14 protein-coding genes and 1 pseudogene are annotated in these 15,041 nt (G+C 63.0%); 3 read left to right on the plus strand and 12 right to left on the minus strand.

The window, feature by feature from the left end:
• Positions 1-36 precede the first annotated feature (36 nt).
• On the minus strand, positions 37-1,005 hold the full coding sequence (locus LB577_RS05730) for a GAF domain-containing protein (RefSeq protein ID WP_013897060.1): 969 nt from the start codon (positions 1,003-1,005) through the stop codon (positions 37-39).
• A 784-nt stretch (positions 1,006-1,789) separates the two neighbouring features.
• Here LB577_RS05730 and LB577_RS05735 point away from each other — a divergent pair.
• Positions 1,790-3,286 carry an aldehyde dehydrogenase family protein gene (locus LB577_RS05735; protein WP_224685926.1) on the plus strand — a complete coding sequence of 499 codons (1,497 nt, stop codon included), beginning with the start codon at positions 1,790-1,792 and terminating at the stop codon, positions 3,284-3,286.
• Positions 3,287-3,587: 301 nt separating this feature from the next.
• On the opposite strand, the gene LB577_RS05740 is transcribed toward LB577_RS05735, so the two are convergent.
• The 4 genes from LB577_RS05740 to LB577_RS05755 all read right to left on the minus strand — a co-directional run bounded on the left by LB577_RS05740 (position 3,588) and on the right by LB577_RS05755 (position 6,502).
• Positions 3,588-4,400: an SDR family NAD(P)-dependent oxidoreductase gene (locus tag LB577_RS05740; RefSeq protein WP_224685927.1), complete on the minus strand. Its 813-nt coding sequence runs from the start codon at positions 4,398-4,400 to the stop codon at positions 3,588-3,590.
• A 183-nt stretch (positions 4,401-4,583) separates the two neighbouring features.
• On the minus strand, positions 4,584-5,087 hold the full coding sequence (locus tag LB577_RS05745; RefSeq protein WP_224685928.1) for an SRPBCC domain-containing protein: 504 nt from the start codon (positions 5,085-5,087) through the stop codon (positions 4,584-4,586).
• 3 nt (positions 5,088-5,090) lie between these two features.
• Positions 5,091-5,690: an NADPH-dependent F420 reductase gene (locus LB577_RS05750; protein ID WP_224685929.1), complete on the minus strand. Its 600-nt coding sequence runs from the start codon at positions 5,688-5,690 to the stop codon at positions 5,091-5,093.
• Positions 5,691-5,767: 77 nt separating this feature from the next.
• Positions 5,768-6,502: an SDR family NAD(P)-dependent oxidoreductase gene (locus tag LB577_RS05755; protein ID WP_224685930.1), complete on the minus strand. Its 735-nt coding sequence runs from the start codon at positions 6,500-6,502 to the stop codon at positions 5,768-5,770.
• Between the two features lie 277 nt (positions 6,503-6,779).
• Here LB577_RS05755 and LB577_RS05760 point away from each other — a divergent pair, with 277 nt between their 5' ends.
• Positions 6,780-7,688 (plus strand): LysR family transcriptional regulator, encoded by a 909-nt coding sequence (locus tag LB577_RS05760; RefSeq protein WP_224685931.1) that lies wholly within the window; start codon positions 6,780-6,782, stop codon positions 7,686-7,688.
• Between the two features lie 95 nt (positions 7,689-7,783).
• Here the strand turns inward: LB577_RS05760 and LB577_RS05765 are convergent, their stop codons facing one another.
• From LB577_RS05765 to LB577_RS05795, 7 genes are all read right to left on the minus strand, one after another.
• The gene (locus LB577_RS05765) at positions 7,784-8,596 is read right to left on the minus strand and encodes an SDR family NAD(P)-dependent oxidoreductase (RefSeq protein WP_224685932.1); all 813 of its coding nucleotides are present in this window, start codon (positions 8,594-8,596) and stop codon (positions 7,784-7,786) included.
• Between the two features lie 19 nt (positions 8,597-8,615).
• A complete protein-coding gene (locus tag LB577_RS05770; RefSeq protein ID WP_224685933.1) occupies positions 8,616-9,593 on the minus strand; it encodes a sugar phosphate isomerase/epimerase family protein in 978 nt (325 codons plus the stop codon).
• Between the two features lie 29 nt (positions 9,594-9,622).
• The gene (locus tag LB577_RS05775) at positions 9,623-10,399 is read right to left on the minus strand and encodes an SDR family NAD(P)-dependent oxidoreductase (RefSeq protein ID WP_224685934.1); all 777 of its coding nucleotides are present in this window, start codon (positions 10,397-10,399) and stop codon (positions 9,623-9,625) included.
• Positions 10,400-10,416: 17 nt separating this feature from the next.
• Positions 10,417-11,523, minus strand: a complete 1,107-nt coding sequence (locus LB577_RS05780; protein WP_224685935.1) for an ABC transporter ATP-binding protein — start codon at positions 11,521-11,523, stop codon at positions 10,417-10,419.
• Positions 11,524-11,590: 67 nt separating this feature from the next.
• Positions 11,591-12,496 (minus strand): carbohydrate ABC transporter permease, encoded by a 906-nt coding sequence (locus tag LB577_RS05785; protein ID WP_224685936.1) that lies wholly within the window; start codon positions 12,494-12,496, stop codon positions 11,591-11,593.
• Complete coding sequence (locus LB577_RS05790) at positions 12,489-13,424, minus strand: carbohydrate ABC transporter permease (RefSeq protein WP_013897044.1); 936 nt, start codon at positions 13,422-13,424, stop codon at positions 12,489-12,491. Before LB577_RS05790 ends, LB577_RS05785 begins: the two co-directional genes overlap by 8 nt.
• A gap of 59 nt (positions 13,425-13,483) precedes the next feature.
• Positions 13,484-14,749, minus strand: a complete 1,266-nt coding sequence (locus LB577_RS05795) for an ABC transporter substrate-binding protein (protein WP_140572911.1) — start codon at positions 14,747-14,749, stop codon at positions 13,484-13,486.
• A 205-nt stretch (positions 14,750-14,954) separates the two neighbouring features.
• Here LB577_RS05795 and LB577_RS33440 point away from each other — a divergent pair.
• A pseudogene (locus LB577_RS33440) lies at positions 14,955-15,023 on the plus strand (hypothetical protein); the annotation flags it as partial.
• Positions 15,024-15,041 lie beyond the last annotated feature (18 nt).

Genomic DNA, 15,041 nt, shown 5'->3' on the forward strand with positions numbered 1-15,041 from the left:
GTCGCAGAATTGCGACAGTCACGGGATCTCGGCGTTTCAGTGAGGCCGATGGACATCCAGGCGGTTGAGTTTGCGGTGAAGCGTCGCGCGGCTGATGCCAAGCGCCTGCGCCGCGGCCGAGACATTTCCGTCAGCCCGCGCGAGCGCACGCTGGAGGGCCCCGCGCTCTGCCTCAGCAAGAACCTTAGGGCCAATCTCAGCCCAGCCGAGCAGATCGGCGGCGGGCATTGGTTTGTCGAGGCACTGCTGTGTAATGCCAAGCGCCAGGCGGGCCGAACGGGTAGCGCCGACCACGAGATCGTCCGCGTCGATGGCGATCAGCGCGCCCGAACCCTTGTCGGTCACCGGCGCAAGCAGAATTCGTGCCTTCGGGAATGCCATTTTGAAGTTTTCGCTTTCGATCCGGCGCGCCGCGTCGACGACAGCCATCGAGATGAGATTGACAAACGCTTCGGTCAGATCGGCCCGGCAGGAGGACACGTCAAGCGCCGCCACGAGGTTTCCCTCATGGTCGTGGATCGGGGCTGTGGTGCAGCTGAGCAGGGTGTTGCGCGTGTGGAAATGCTGGTCACGGTGGATCGTCAACGCCCGGCGTTCGACCAGGCAGGTGCCGATCCCGTTGGTGCCCTGGCTTTCCTCATTCCAGACGGAGCCAGTCCACAAACCCCAGGAATGAAACGTCTCATCATCGACAGGCGCGCCGCGCCGTTCGACCGGCACGCCGTCGCGATCGGCGAGCAGGACACAGCATCCGACGCCGCCTACCGCGAGATAGAGACGGTCGAGACTGGCTTGGGCAGCACGAAGGAGAGGTTCGATCCGTTGCCGGGCCTGCGCCAGTTCGGCCTCCGTCAGATAATGTGGAGGGCTGCAATCGGCTGGTTCGAGCCGATGCAAATTGGAAGACCGTCGCCAGGAGGCAACCAGGGCGGACTTCGCCGCCGCGTCCGACGCAATCGCCGCCTGGATGCGGTCGGCATGATGACCGGATAGATCTTCTCCCATACTTATCCTCCAACCCTGATGAATTTCCTCCCGGTCTGATCCGGTCTGCGGTTCGATCGGCACTTAGTCAATTCGTCGAAAGGAGCAGAAGGACAGATCTCTTGCCTGCCATTGCCATCCAATGGCCGCCCCATCGAGGAAGCCTATCAACAGAACGAATCGCGTTCATTGATCGGGAGCAAACTTCGCTTGGGCGGCTATCCACATTGCGAAACCTGGCCGGAAGCCCGTCAATGCGAGGCATTTGGGGTTGTCGGAAATGCTTGCGGCCGCTGTCGCGGCGGCATGACTATCATCGCGCGGGCGATGATGGTCGAAAAAGTACCCACAAACGTACCCTCACATTCAAGACCGCTTCCGGCGCGAAGGAAGGCACGGGGAGGTAGCTCGATTGCTTTGATGGATTTGAAATGCGGGACCACCGCACGGGCGCCGTTTTAGATCGAGCGCATGTTGTCGTTGGCGATCCGGTCGAACATCTCTTCGTCCATCGTCTCGAGCGGCAAGGGCGGCTGCGCCACGCCGGCATTGTTGACCAGTATGTCGAGACCGCCGAAGGCCCGAGCACGAATTTCTTGACGATGCCTTCGCCAAATCCAGACCCGCCATCGGTGACGATGGCGACCTTCCCGGCAAGTCTCATATCTGTTCCTCCGTTGCCCGAACCATCGGGGAAGACACGCGCGTTGCACAGTCCGATTATCTGAACGCCCTTTTAGCTTTCCTTGTTTGAGCTCGCCCGCGCCGGGAGTAATAGTCGCGTCGGAATTGCGAGGAGGAAAAGATGACGCTGAACTTCGACCCGAGGGCGAAGGCCGCGACGCTCTACCATGGCGAATTCCGGCCGATGTTCATTGGCGGCAAGTGGGTGGCGGCGCAGTCCGGTCAGGAGATGCAGGCGCTGAATCCGGCGACCGGCGCGGTGCTGGCGACGGTGCCGCGCGGCTCGGCCGCCGATGTCGACGCGGCTGTGGCTGCTGCGCGCATGGCGTTCGAAGGGCCGTGGTCGACATTCTCGCCCTATGAGCGGCAGTGCGTGCTTTTGCGCATCGCCGATCTCTTCGAGGCGCATTGGGAAGAGCTCAGTGTTTCCGACACGCTCGACATGGGACTGCCGATCACGCGCACGCTCGCCAACCGGCGTCGCGTCATCGGCATGCTACGCTACTATGCCGGCATGGCCACGGCGCTGCATGGCGAGGCGATCGACAATTCCATTCCCGGCGAGATCGTCACTTTCACCCGGCGAGAACCGGTGGGCGTCGTCGGCGCGATCATTCCCTGGAACGCTCCGACCGCCGCGTCGATCTGGAAGATCGCACCAGCGCTCGCCACCGGCTGCACCATCGTGCTGAAACCGTCGGCGGATGCGTCGCTGACGCCACTGCTGATCGCGCGGCTGATGCAGGAAGCAGGCGTGCCCGACGGCGTCGTCAACATCGTCACCGGCACGGGAGCCGAGGCCGGCGCGCGGCTCGCCGAACATCCCGATGTCAACAAGATCGTCTTCACCGGCTCGACGCTGACCGGCCAAGCGATCGCCCGCGCCGGTGTCGCCAACCTCAAGCGCGTTTCGCTGGAGCTCGGCGGCAAATCGCCGATCATCGTCTGCCGCGACGCCGATATCGACAAGGCCGTCCCGGTCGCGGCCATGGCGGTGTTCGTTCATTCGGGTCAGATCTGCATTGCCGGCTCGCGGCTATTCGTGGCGCGCGAGATCCATGACGAGTTCGTGCGCCGGGTCGCCGAATTCGCCGGCAGGCTGCGCGTCGGCCACGGCATCGAGGCAGAGACGGAGATCGGGCCGCTGATCAACGCCAGGCAGGCCGGCAAGGTCGAGGGTTACATCAAGGCCGGCAGCGACGAGGGCGCCAAGCTGGTCGCCGGCGGCTCGCGGTTGACGGGCGAACTCTATGACGGCGGCAACTTCATCGCGCCAACCGTCTTCGGTTCGGTATCGGACAAGATGACCATCGCGCGGGAAGAGATTTTCGGTCCGGTCATTTCCGCGATGCCTTTCGACACGCTGGATGAAGCCGTCGCCCGCGCCAATGCGACACCCTACGGCCTGGCCGCCGGCATCTTCACCACCGATCTCGGCACCGCGCACAAGCTCGCCCGCCGCGTCAAGGCCGGCTCGGTCTGGGTCAACATGTACCACGCCATCGACCCTGCGGTGCCGTTCGGCGGCATGAAGATGTCGGGCTATGGCCGCGAGGGCGGCGTCGAGCATCTGCATGAGTATCTGGAGACAAAGGCGATCTGGATCCAGACGGATTAGAGCAATCCCAGCAAAAGTGTGATACGGTTTTCCGTACGAGCAATTCACCGTTTCACGGAAACGGCGAACCGCCCTATCCCTTTGTTTTTACGCAGTTCCGGACGGAAAACCGTATCACACTTTTCCTAGAATTGCTCTATTGCAGGATATATCGAGAAACAGGTGAAGATCACGGCCAGTATTCGGCCTGAAGACGCCGGGTCGGCCTTAAGACACCGGGCAGGAAAAACTCAACGGAGGCTCACCCAATGGCGTCGACCGTCCGCTGGTCGGCGCCATTGACCCATAATCTTCTCGGCAGCTACGCAACGAAACGGACCACGCCGCCATCCACCCGTAAAGCCGCGCCGGTTGTCGCCGAAGCCTGCTCCGAGCACGCATAGATGATCATGTTGGCCACCTCGTCGGTGGTCGAGAAGCGTTGGATAAGGGTGGTTGGACGCATTGCCTTCAGGAAGCCCTGCTCGGCTTCCTGCTGCGTGATCCCGTTTGCGTCAGCTTGCTTCGCCATGAAGTCGCCCAGGATCTCGGAGCGGGTAGGACCCGGCAAGACGGCGTTGACAGTGACGCCCGTGCCCGCGACCGCCTCGGCAAGCCCGCGCGAGATCGCGAGTTGAGCTGTCTTGGTCATGCCGTAGTCGAGCATTTCCTTGGGGATGTTGACCGCGGACTCGCTACTTACAAACACGACACGGCCCCAGCCTTTCGCTACCATCCGCGGCAGGTAATGACGGGTCACGCGTACGCCACTCATCACGTTCAACTGGAAGAGGCCGAGCCAGTCCTCGTCGGGGATTTTCGCGATGTCCTCGACGCCATTGTAGCTCCGGATGTGAGCCGTACCAACGTTGTTCACAAGGATGTCGGCGTCCGGCGCCTGCGCGATCAAGGCCTCGGCACCCTCCGCTGTCGCAAGATCGGCGGCGATGCCTGAGATGTCGCTTCCGGGAAAGGCCTGCCGCATCTGCCGCACCGCCTCGTTGACCCGGGTATTCCCACGGCCGTTGACGACGACCGATGCGCCGGCACGGGCCAGCCCCTCCGCCGTCGCGCGGCCGATACCGGCGGTCGATCCGGTGACAATCGCCTTGCGGCCCTTGAGTTCAATATTCATATCGTTCATCTCCAATGGTAGGTGGTGATCATCCGCCGATCCAGGCTAGAATCGCCCGTCGCCAGTTGAAACCGACAATATTTGGACGAAGGCGGGCCCAGCATTTGGACGAAGGCGGGCCCAGCTTTGTTCGGTCGAAGCGTCGCGGCCCAGGCGACGCGGCGACGCCTCAGGACAAGCACGTCAATCCGCCTTGTTCGCGACTTCCGCCTCCGCTGCGCGGGCAAGGCTTTCGACCCATTCCTGGTGATAACGGTAGAGTGCACCGGGATGCTTGCGCCCGAGTTCCTCAAGGAACCAAGGACCCTGCTGCGTTTCTTCGGTCAGCACATGGCAGCCATCGGCTGTAGGAGTGATGACCCAGCCGTGGTACGCGCTCGATCCGGTAACGTCGCCATCGACTGTTGTCGACCATGCCAGCCTGCGGAAGGGTTCGCACTCCGTCACGACCAGACTCATCGGAAAGCCAACCGTCACCCGGGTGTATCTGGTTTCAAGCGCCAGTTCCGGCTTGCCGCCCAGGATCTTGACCTGATCCTCGGCGGGAAAGTAGCTCGACCAATTCTCGGCATCGACCAGCAGCTTCCAGACCACTTCAGGCGGCGCCTTCACGTCAATGTCGTTGAGTGCGTAAATAGCCGACGTTTTCGGGTCATATCGCTCGGGCCAAATCACGTGGTCATACATCGATCACTGTTCCTTCTTGAACAGGTCCTGGAAGATGAGCTGGCCCCAAGTGCGGCCGCGTGCGTGCACCAGCGCGCCACCCTCATTGAGCTTTCCCAGCTTGACGGGTGCGAACCCGAGTTGTTTGGCCAAGGCCGCCACGGGAGCGATCGCGTCCTCATCGTCAGCAGACAGAAAGACGACCCGGTGCCCGCCCTCGACGATCGGATCGGCAGCCAGGGTGGCCGCAATCAGGTGATTGAACCCTTTGACGAGCTTGGCGCCGGTGAACGCCTTCGCGACGAAGGCGGAGGACGGGAGGCCGTCCAGCTCTTCAGGGACAGGGAACGCGTTCATCGCGTCGATGATTGTCTTGCCTTCCCAGCTCGGCAGGGCCTTCGCGACCTTGCGATGCTCCCCGAACGGGACCGCCAAGATGATTGTGTCGGCCTCGAGTGCATCCCGCAGCGACTTGGCGACGACTGTGGGTCCGATCGCCCGGGTCTGTGCCGCCAACGCCTCGGGCGGACGGCGGCTCGCGACGGCCACCTCGATGTTTTTACGGGCGAAGGCGTGGGCGAGGGCCTGGCCTATCTTACCGAATCCTACAATCGCATAGCTCATAATACTTCTCCGTTCCGTGTTGGTATTTGATTCCGGCGCTGGTTAATTGAATGGAGTGACCGGCCGGGTGTGGCGCGTCAGAGTTGCGCAAGGCCGCCGTCGACGGCGACCTCGCTGGCGGTCATGAAGCTGCTGTCCGACGACGCGAGAAAGGCGGCCACGGCCCCGATCTCCGCTGGATCGGCCATGCGCTGGAGCGGAGTCATCGCGGCGAAGACCTTCTGGCCCTCCTCGCCGAGCGCTTCCTTCGCGAGTTCGGTCGCTGTCGCGCCGGGGGACAGCACGTTTACCCGTATGCCGGTGCCCTTAAGATCCTCCGCCCAGGTCCGAGCGAGGTTGCGCACCGCCGCCTTGCTCGCGCTGTAGGCGCTCATTGCCGGGGCGCCCGTGGTGCCGGCGCTCGATCCGGTCAGGATTATCGAACCGCCCTGGCCCATCAGCGGCAGCGCCTTCTGGACAGTGAAGATCGTACCCTTCACATTGGTGTCGAAGGTTTCGTCGATGTGCTCGGCGGTGATCTCGCCGAGCGCAAGCTGGCTTCCCGCCCCGGCATTGGCGAAGACGATGTCGAGCGTTCCGCGCTCGGCCTTCACCGTCGCGTAGAGTCGGTCGAGGTCGGCCTCATCCGAGACCGAGCCCGTCACCGCGCGGGCATTGGGCCCGAGTTCGGCCAGAGCCGCGTCGAGCGTTGCCTGCCGGCGACCGAAGATGAAGACGAAGGCGCCCTCCTCGATGAAGCGCTTTGCCGCGGCGCGGCCGATGCCGGTAGCGCCACCCGTGATGACTGCGACCTTACCGTTTAGCTTTCCCATGACTTTGTCCTTCCAGGCTCTGCCTTTGATCGTTCGGGAAGAACCCCGAGAGCCTGGAAATAGGCCTGTAGGGGTCAGGCTTTGAGTGCGGAAGTGCGCACATCGGTGGTGCAAAATCGATCCGGCTGGGCGACCGCCGCCAGTCGCGACGATCGGTGTCCGCCGTTCGGAATTGGGCCGCGCTCGTCGACATAAGCTATGATGACCGCCCACACTGCTGTACGACTGAATTGGATACAGGCTTTTGAAGGCGCACCGCGCGGTGCGGGATCGCACCATGATCGACTGGGATGACGTTCGCTATTTTCTGGCCGTGGCGCGCGGAGGCTCGGTGCGGGCTGCCGGCGAGCGCCTCGGTGTGAACCACTCGACCGTGCTGCGGCGCGTTGCACAGCTCGAGGAGCGCCTCGGGGCGCGCATGTTCGAAAAGCTGCCTTCGGGCTACCGCCTGACGGCTGCGGGCGAGGAGGTGCTCGAGCTCGCGAACCAGATGGAAGCGTCGTCGCACCAGTTGGAGACACGCGTCTTCGGGCGCGATCAGAGCGTGCGCGGGCTCCTGCGGGTGACGTTGGCTCCGACCCTCGCGACACACCTGCTCATGCCGGATTTCGCCGAGTTCGCGCGTTTGCATCCGGACATCGAGATGGACGTCTTGTCGTCCGGCGAGCTGGCAAATCTGACCAACCGAGAGGCCGACGTGGCGATCCGCGTCGTCTACGACCGAAAAACCCTGCCGCTCAATCTTCACGGCCTGAAGGGCCCGGAGCTGTTCGGGGCCGTCTATATGTCTCGCGATCGACTAGCCGCATGGCGTGCGGGCGCCTCTGATCCCATCCGGTGGATCGTCATAAGCATTCATGGAATTCCGGGTTGGGCCAGCGAGGGTGAGCTTCGCACGACGGGGGTTCCCTTCAGGACCACTGACGCCGCAGCGCAGATCGTTGCTGTACGGCAAGGGCTCGGGATCACGACACTGCCCTGCTTCGTCGGGGATGCCGATCCCCTCCTGATGAGGGTGCCGGGCACCGAGCTGCACCTTTACGGAACGCTCTGGCTTCTCACCCAGGGTGAGACACGCAAGACGAAGCGCGTGCGGCTCTTCACGGAGTTCGTGTCCGGCAGGCTCGCCGCGTACGCTCCGCTTCTCGCGGGGCTGTCTACGCCTGAAGCAGACTCTCGCAGGTGACGTGGGCACGACCGCCTTGCGGACGCGCTCGATGGGATTCAGGTCACTCGGCAGCCCGTTCAACCTGGAAAGCCAATTCAACCTGGAAAGCCCCTTCAGCCTGGAAAGATAGTGAACCCGCCATCGACGCGGATGACCTGGCCGTTGATGAAGCGCGCGCGCGGACCGGCAAGAAAAGCCACCGCCTCGGCGATCTCTTCCGGCTCCGCATACCGGTTCAGCGATTTCCTGCTCGAATCCATGCGCTCCGGATCGACCACGCGGGTAGCCTGGAACCGTGCCGTCTTGGTGGCACCGGGACTGACCGCATTGATGCGCACGCCATCGTCGATCAGTTCCTTGGCGAGGCAGCGCGTGTAATGCACGACCGCCGCCTTCAACGTCGAGTAGACGACCTCGGGCGAGCAGCCGAGATGTGCCGCCGCCGACGCGATGTTGACGACGGAGCCGCCGCCGCGCTGCTTCATGGGGGGCACGAAGGCCTGGCAGACCAGCATCGTGCCGATCAGATTGTTCTCGGTGAGCACGCGGATGTCGTCCAGTTCGATGTCGAGGGCGTTGTTCGGGTTCGGCTTGCCGCCCTTGGCGCCGATGTCGCCGCCGGCGCAATTGACCAGCACATGCACGTCGCCGAGATCGGCCTCGATCTTGCGCTTCATCTCGGCAACCGCCTTCTGGTCGCCAATGTTGCCGGTCACCGACGTGACCCTCGTCCCATGCCGCTTCAGGCGCTCGACCACCTCGCCGAGATTGGCGAACTCGCCGTATTTGGCCGGCGCCGTTTCGTCCATGTCATGGATCGCGACATTGGCGCCGAGTTCCGCCAGACGCTCGGCCATCACGCGACCGAGGCCACGGCCGGAGCCGGTTACGAAGGCGGTCAATCCATCGAGTTCACGTGCCGTCATCAGATATTCTCCACTTTCATCAAACCAAATTGCGCATGTTGGCGGCGCTGCGCCGGATCATGTCGAGCTCATAGGAAACCAGGGAACCGTCGTCTTCGCGTTCCCAAGGGGTACGGTAGTCGGCATCGTCGGGTAGCCGATTGCGCTGCGCTGCCCGCAGGCAGGCGGCAAATTCCCGTGCCGTCTTCGGCGGATAGCCGTGCCACCAGTCGTCGCTTAGAAAACGGACATGCCGCGCCTCCAATGCCCCCGGTTCGAGAACGGCGGTCATGCGATCGTGGTGTTGGCCGAGAATTGCAAACATCTCGGCAAACGGCACCGCGCCATCGCCGATGGCGCAACGGATCAGCCGGTAGCCTTCGGTCGTGAACTGCACGCGGTAATCCTTGAGGTGGACATGGCGGACATAAGGAGCGATCCGCCGCGCAAAATCGAGCGGCGCTTCGCCGACCGGGAATGTGTTGCCGGTGTCGAAGGTGACCCCGACGCCTTCGCCGCCGAGCGCGCAGAAATCGACGATTTCCCCGCTGGTGAAGTCCTGGTGGTTTTCGATCGCAAGGACATGGCCTTCGGCAATCGCGCGGGGACCCCATTCCTTCAATCTGTCTCGAATGATGCCAGCGAACTCGCTCCATTTCTCGCCGGCAGCGTTGCGATCGCCGCAGAGAACCGGCGTCAGCGCCGTTCGGATGATCTTGGCCCTCAGCAGGCGTGCGGCCCGAAATGCCGCGTCGAGCGGTTCGCCCACCAGGAGGCCGCCACTGACGATCGGTGTGATCCCAAGGCCGGCCAGCCTTTCGCGCAGAGCGATCACCGCGTCGTCGGAAAGTTCCGCCAGCCATGGCACCCAGATTTCCAGCACCCGGGCGCCGAGTTCGGTCGCGAGCGCAATGAAACCTTCCAGCCCTGCCGGCTCGGGATTGGCGCGGGGCGTACCGCGGGCCTGGAGCCCGAGATGATAGGTCAGACCATAGGGGTTCAGGCCGACCTCGAGCATGGTACGATCCTTTGGTTCGGGTTTTGCGGTCATCGCAGGCCGGCATCCACGGTGATCGACTGCTTGGTGATCATGCGGCTGTCGTCGGCGGCAAGGAACAGCACCGCGCGCGCGATCTCCTCGCCGAGCAGAACCCGGCGGATCATCTGCCGCTGCACGACCTGGTCGACCGACGCCTCCGTCTTGAACCAAAGCTGCCGTTGCCGGTCGGTGATGACGGCACCCGGCTCGATGGCGTTGACGCGGATGTTGTCGGGGCCAAATGCCCGCGCCAGCGCGAACGTCAACCCGACCACCGCAGCCTTGGCCGTCGCATAGGGCGCCATCTCCGCCGCGCCGAAACGCCAGGCGATCGAGGAAAAATTGACGATCGAACCAAAGCCCAACTCCTTCATGTGCGGATGCACGGCTTGCGCGGCAAAGAAGTGGTGCCTGAGGTTCACGTCCTGGGCGTGGTCCCAATACTCCTGCGTCACGTCGGCGACTGGATGGCGATTGTCGTCGGCGGCGTTGTTGACCAGCACCGCTACAGATCCGAGGCGGTCGCGCACCGTGCCGATCGCAGCCTGGAGAGCGGGAATATCGGTCACGTCGCAGCGCAGGAATAGTGGCGCGTGCGGTGCGGCGGCGAGTTCTCGCGCGAGATCATCGCCCGCCTTCTGCTGCAGATCGAGAAACGCGACGCGCGCGCCATTGGCGGCGAAGGCGCGGACCGTGTCGGCGCCGATGCCCGACGCCCCGCCGGTGATCAGCACGACACGATCGGTGAGGCTCGGATAGGTGGCAAAGGACAATGCGGAGCTCATTTCAGATCAGGCGTTGGTCAGATCAGGCGTTGGGTCGTCGGGTCGAACAAGCACGCACGCGCCATGTCGATACCGAGCGTCACCGTCTCACCCATCCGTGGCGTGCTGTCGGGGTCGAAACGACCGGTGATCTCCTTGCCGCCCAGGCGCAGAACGGCCATGGTCTCCGCGCCTGTCGGCTCGACCAGTTCGACCACGGCATCGATTGGCGCGATGCCTGGCTTGCGACGCTGAAGATCGGGATCGAACCGGTAGATGTGCTCCGGCCGGACGCCGAGCACCAGTTGTCGCGGCGTTCCGGCGGCAAGCGTCTGGATGATCGACAGGCTGGCCGGCTTGCCGCCGGCGGTCTGCAAGGCAACAGTGGTGCGACCGCCTTCCTGGCTCAGTTCGGCCGGCAGGAAGTTCATCGCCGGCGAACCCATGAAACCCGCGACGAACATGTTGGACGGACGGTTGTAGATCGTGGCCGGCTCATCGAATTGCTGGACTTCGCCCTGATGCATCACGGCGATGCGCGAGGCGAGCGTCATCGCCTCGACCTGATCGTGGGTGACGTAAACCGTCGTCTTGCCGACGCGGTGATGCAGCTTCTTGATTTCGGTACGCATGTCGACGCGCAGCTTGGCGTCGAGATTGGAGAGCGGCTCGTCGAACAGGAACAGTTTCGGATCACGCACCAGCGCCCGGCCCATCGCGACGCGCTGGCGCTGGCCGCCCGAAAGCTGTCCGGGCTTGCGCCCAAGCAGCGGTTCGATCTGCAGGAAAGCTGCAACCCGCTTGACGGCCTCGTCCTGCTGCGGCTTCGGTACGTGGCGGCTTTCCATGCCGAAGGTGATGTTCTCGCGCACCGTCATCGTCGGGTAAAGCGCGTAGGACTGGAACACCATGGCGATGTCGCGGTCCTTCGGCGCAACCGAATTGACCAGCCGGCCGTCGATGCGGATCTCGCCGGAGGTTACGGTTTCCAGCCCGGCGATCATCGCGAGCAGGGTGGACTTGCCGCATCCGGACGGTCCGACCAGCGCGATGAACTCGCCGTTCTGCGCCTCGAGATCGATGCCCTTCAGCACCTCGACCGCGCCGAAGTTCTTGCGCAGGGATCGGATGGTCAATGTCGACATGCGATGCCCTTCTTGCCGGTAGGAGCGATCGACGACATGAGACAGGCTCCGCTCGCTTGATCGCGCCTCATTTGATTGCACCCTGGGTCAGGCCGCGGACGAAATACTTGCCGCCGAAGAGATAGATCAGCAGCGGCGGCAGCGCGCCGATCAGCACGGCGGCACTCATGACATCGTAGGCGCGTACATTCGTGCCGCTTGCCGTCAGCGCGACGAGCGCGGCCGTGATCGGCTGTTGCTGCCCGGAGGTGAAGACGACACCGAACAGATATTCGTTCCAGATGCCGGTGAACTGCCAGATCACGGTAACGATCAGGATCGGTGACGAGAGCGGCAGGATGATCTTGCGGAAGATGCGCCAGAAGCCTGCGCCATCGATGCGCGCGGCCTTGATGAGATCGTCGGGGATGCTGACGTAGTAGTTGCGGCAGAACAGGGTGGTGAATGAAATGCCCTGGATGACGTGGATGACGATGAGCCCGTAGATCGAATTACTGAGGCCCAGATTGCCGAGGATGAACGCCCAGGGCATCAACGAAATCTGGCCCGGAATGAAGACGCCGAGCAACATACAGGTGAACAGTGCTTCCGAACCCTTGAAGCGCCATTTCGACAAGATGTAACCGTTCATCGCGCCGACCGCCGTCGAGATGATCGTCGCCGGGATCGTCATTTTCAGGGAATTGTAGAAGTTGCGCTGCATGCCTTCGCAGGTGCCGCCGATGCAATAGGTGCTCCAGGCCTGGCCCCACGCTTCGAGGCGGAAGCTGCGTGGCAGCGAGATCAGCCCGTTGCGTGCGATCTCTTGCTGATCGCGGAATGAATTCAGCACCACGACCAGCAACGGGACCAGGTAGATCGCCGCGAAGACAACCAGCAGCCCATAGATGACGAAGCGGGTGAGGAAATGCCTGCGCGTCGCGACAGCGGCGGCGCGATGATCGTGCGACTGGTCCAGCGCTGCGTCAGCCATGGCCGGCTTCCTTGCGCCGGCGCCAAACCACCCAGAACGAATAGGGCACCAGCACCACGGCAAGAGCGGCAAGCATCATGATGGCCGCCGCCGCACCTTCGCCGATCTGGCCACGTTGGAACATCAGGTCATAGACGTAGATGGCCGGGAAGGTGGTCGAGATCCCCGGTCCCCCTTTCGTGAGGGCAGCGACGAGGTCGAAGGTCTTGATGGCGAACTGGATCTGGATGACGGCGACCGCCAGGAAGATCGGCGCAATCGTCGGCAGAAGCACTTTGCGATAGATGCGGAAGGTCGATGCGCCGTCGATCTGCGCGGCCTTGACGAGGTCTGAATCCACCGAGCGCAGACCGGCCAGGAAGAGCGCCATGGCAAAGCCCGAGGACTGCCAGACACCGGTGATGATCACCGCGTAGATCGCGTAGTGCCGATCGCTGGCGAGTGCGAAACTGAAATTCGTCCAGCCCAATCCGCGCACCATCGCCTGGATACCGTCGGTGGGGTTGTAGAGCCAACTCCAGACCGTGCCGGTGACGATGAAGGAGACCGCCAGCGGATAGAGGAAGATCGTCCGCCAGACCGCTTCGCCGCGCACCCGCTGGTCGATCAGGATCGCCAGCAGCAGTCCCACGGCCATCGAGCCGACGATGTAGAAACCGCTGAAGAAAAAGAGGTTGTTGTAAGCGATGTTCCAGCGCCGGTTCGCCCACAGTGATGCGTAATTGTCCAGGCCGACGAAGCCATAGGTCGGAAGCAGCGAGGAGTTCGAGAGCGAGATGTAGAGCGTCCAGCCGGTGAACACGAAGACGTAGACGAAGCTCGCCACGAGGGAGGGGCCGAGCACTAGCAAGGGCATCGCCGAGCCCAGCCGCTGCCGCCAGGGGCGGGCGGGTGCTGGGACCGATAGGATCAGGTCGTGATTTGACATCTGGAGCGCGGGACTAGGATGGCCGGGTGCTGATAGCTATTGCGCCCGGCCGATCCCGCCTACTTCTGCGCTTCTGCCGCGTCGGCCATCGCATTGGCGCCGTCCTCGGCTGACATGTCGGGCGTCGCCACGAACTCAGTGATGGAGTCCATGATCGCGCCGCGCATCTTCTGCGGGATGGTCATGTTGTGCGCCATCGAGCGGACCAGCGTGCCGTCCTTGATCGAAGCCTGCAGGTCCTTCTGCGAGAGCTGCTGGCATGGATTGAAGCCCTTCGACAGATCGATATCCAGGCGCGCGGGGATCGAGCCTTTGGCCTGGTTGAAGACCGTTTGGAAATCGGGCGACAGGATCAGGCTGGCAAGCAGCTTCTGGCCGTCGATGTAATCCTGGTCCTTCTGCTTGAAGAACACGACCGAGTCGGAGTTGAGGATGAAGCCGGGTTTGCCCCAATCGGTCGGCGCCTGGGCGCAGACATAGTCGGTGCCTTCCTTGAAACCGGCGGCGGTCAGCAAGCCGATCGTCCAGTCGCCCATGATGTGGAACGCCGCGTCGCCCTTGCCGACGAGCGCCGACATCGAATCCCAGTCGCGGCCAACCATGCCCGGATCCATGTATTTGGTCGTCATCAGGCGCATCTGCTCGAAGGCCTTGACCATCCCCGGGCTGCGCATGGATTCGACATCGCCTTCGACGAAGGCCTTGCGATAGAGGTCGATGTCCTGGCCATAGAGCACGACCTCGAACACCGTCGAATCCGTCCAGTCGGCGGTCGAATGCGAGATGCAGATCTTGCCTGAGGCGACGATCTTGTCACAGGCCGCGTTGAACTCGGCCCAGGTCTTGGGCATTTCCGCCACGCCGGCCGCCTGCATGACCTTCGGCGAGGCCCAGAGCCAGTTGATGCGGTGGATGTTCATGGGAGCCGCGACCCATTTGCCCGTCGGCTTCATCACCGGAAGCAATTCCGGCGCCACCACTTTCTCCCATCCTTCCGAGGCCGCCAACTCGTCGAGATCGGCGGTCATGCCGGTCTTGTTCCACTCTGCGATTTCCGGGCCTTTGAGCTGCACGGCAGGCGGCGCATTGCCGGCGATCACGTCGGCACGCAGCTTGGCCAGCGTATTGGCCGTGTGACCGGCGATCGACGTCTGTTCCCATTTGCCGCCTTTGGCGGTGAACATCTCGCCGAGCTTGGCGATCGCCTGGGCGTCCGATCCGGTCGCCCATTGGTGTAGCAGGTTCGTCTTGGGCTCCGCTAAGGCAGCCCCCGTGAAAAAGGTGCACACAGTGGCGGCCGCGAGGGCGGTCATGACGGATTTCATCGTTTCACTCCCATATAATGTTGCACGGTTCGTATCGACCGCTTATGGCCGCGGTTTGAAGCCGCCGCCGGCGAGATGCGTTAATCTCGAGTTCTTTCCAAGATGACATATTGGCGCTATCAGTCAACGATGTTTATGTTGATCCATGACAAAACCTTCGCTTAGGAACTGGCTGATCGGCAGACCGTCCGCGTCGCCGGAGAGCATGATCGTGCGGTGCTTGAGCGAGCGCGGCGTACTCTCCGCGTCGCAGATCACGCACGTCACCGGTCTGGCGCGCTCTACTGTCTCA

It is taken from the genome of Mesorhizobium sp. B283B1A (assembly GCF_020165735.1).
Lineage (GTDB): Bacteria > Pseudomonadota > Alphaproteobacteria > Rhizobiales > Rhizobiaceae > Mesorhizobium > Mesorhizobium opportunistum.

Coding starts and splice junctions, on each gene's coding strand:
- LB577_RS05730 (WP_013897060.1), bottom strand. CDS start 1,005: ATGGGAGAAGATCTATCCGGTCATCATGCCGACCGCATCCAGGCGGCG.
- LB577_RS05735 (WP_224685926.1), top strand. CDS start 1,790: ATGACGCTGAACTTCGACCCGAGGGCGAAGGCCGCGACGCTCTACCAT.
- LB577_RS05740 (WP_224685927.1), bottom strand. CDS start 4,400: ATGAATATTGAACTCAAGGGCCGCAAGGCGATTGTCACCGGATCGACC.
- LB577_RS05745 (WP_224685928.1), bottom strand. CDS start 5,087: ATGTATGACCACGTGATTTGGCCCGAGCGATATGACCCGAAAACGTCG.
- LB577_RS05750 (WP_224685929.1), bottom strand. CDS start 5,690: ATGAGCTATGCGATTGTAGGATTCGGTAAGATAGGCCAGGCCCTCGCC.
- LB577_RS05755 (WP_224685930.1), bottom strand. CDS start 6,502: ATGGGAAAGCTAAACGGTAAGGTCGCAGTCATCACGGGTGGCGCTACC.
- LB577_RS05760 (WP_224685931.1), top strand. CDS start 6,780: ATGATCGACTGGGATGACGTTCGCTATTTTCTGGCCGTGGCGCGCGGA.
- LB577_RS05765 (WP_224685932.1), bottom strand. CDS start 8,596: ATGACGGCACGTGAACTCGATGGATTGACCGCCTTCGTAACCGGCTCC.
- LB577_RS05770 (WP_224685933.1), bottom strand. CDS start 9,593: ATGCTCGAGGTCGGCCTGAACCCCTATGGTCTGACCTATCATCTCGGG.
- LB577_RS05775 (WP_224685934.1), bottom strand. CDS start 10,399: ATGAGCTCCGCATTGTCCTTTGCCACCTATCCGAGCCTCACCGATCGT.
- LB577_RS05780 (WP_224685935.1), bottom strand. CDS start 11,523: ATGTCGACATTGACCATCCGATCCCTGCGCAAGAACTTCGGCGCGGTC.
- LB577_RS05785 (WP_224685936.1), bottom strand. CDS start 12,496: ATGGCTGACGCAGCGCTGGACCAGTCGCACGATCATCGCGCCGCCGCT.
- LB577_RS05790 (WP_013897044.1), bottom strand. CDS start 13,424: ATGTCAAATCACGACCTGATCCTATCGGTCCCAGCACCCGCCCGCCCC.
- LB577_RS05795 (WP_140572911.1), bottom strand. CDS start 14,749: ATGAAATCCGTCATGACCGCCCTCGCGGCCGCCACTGTGTGCACCTTT.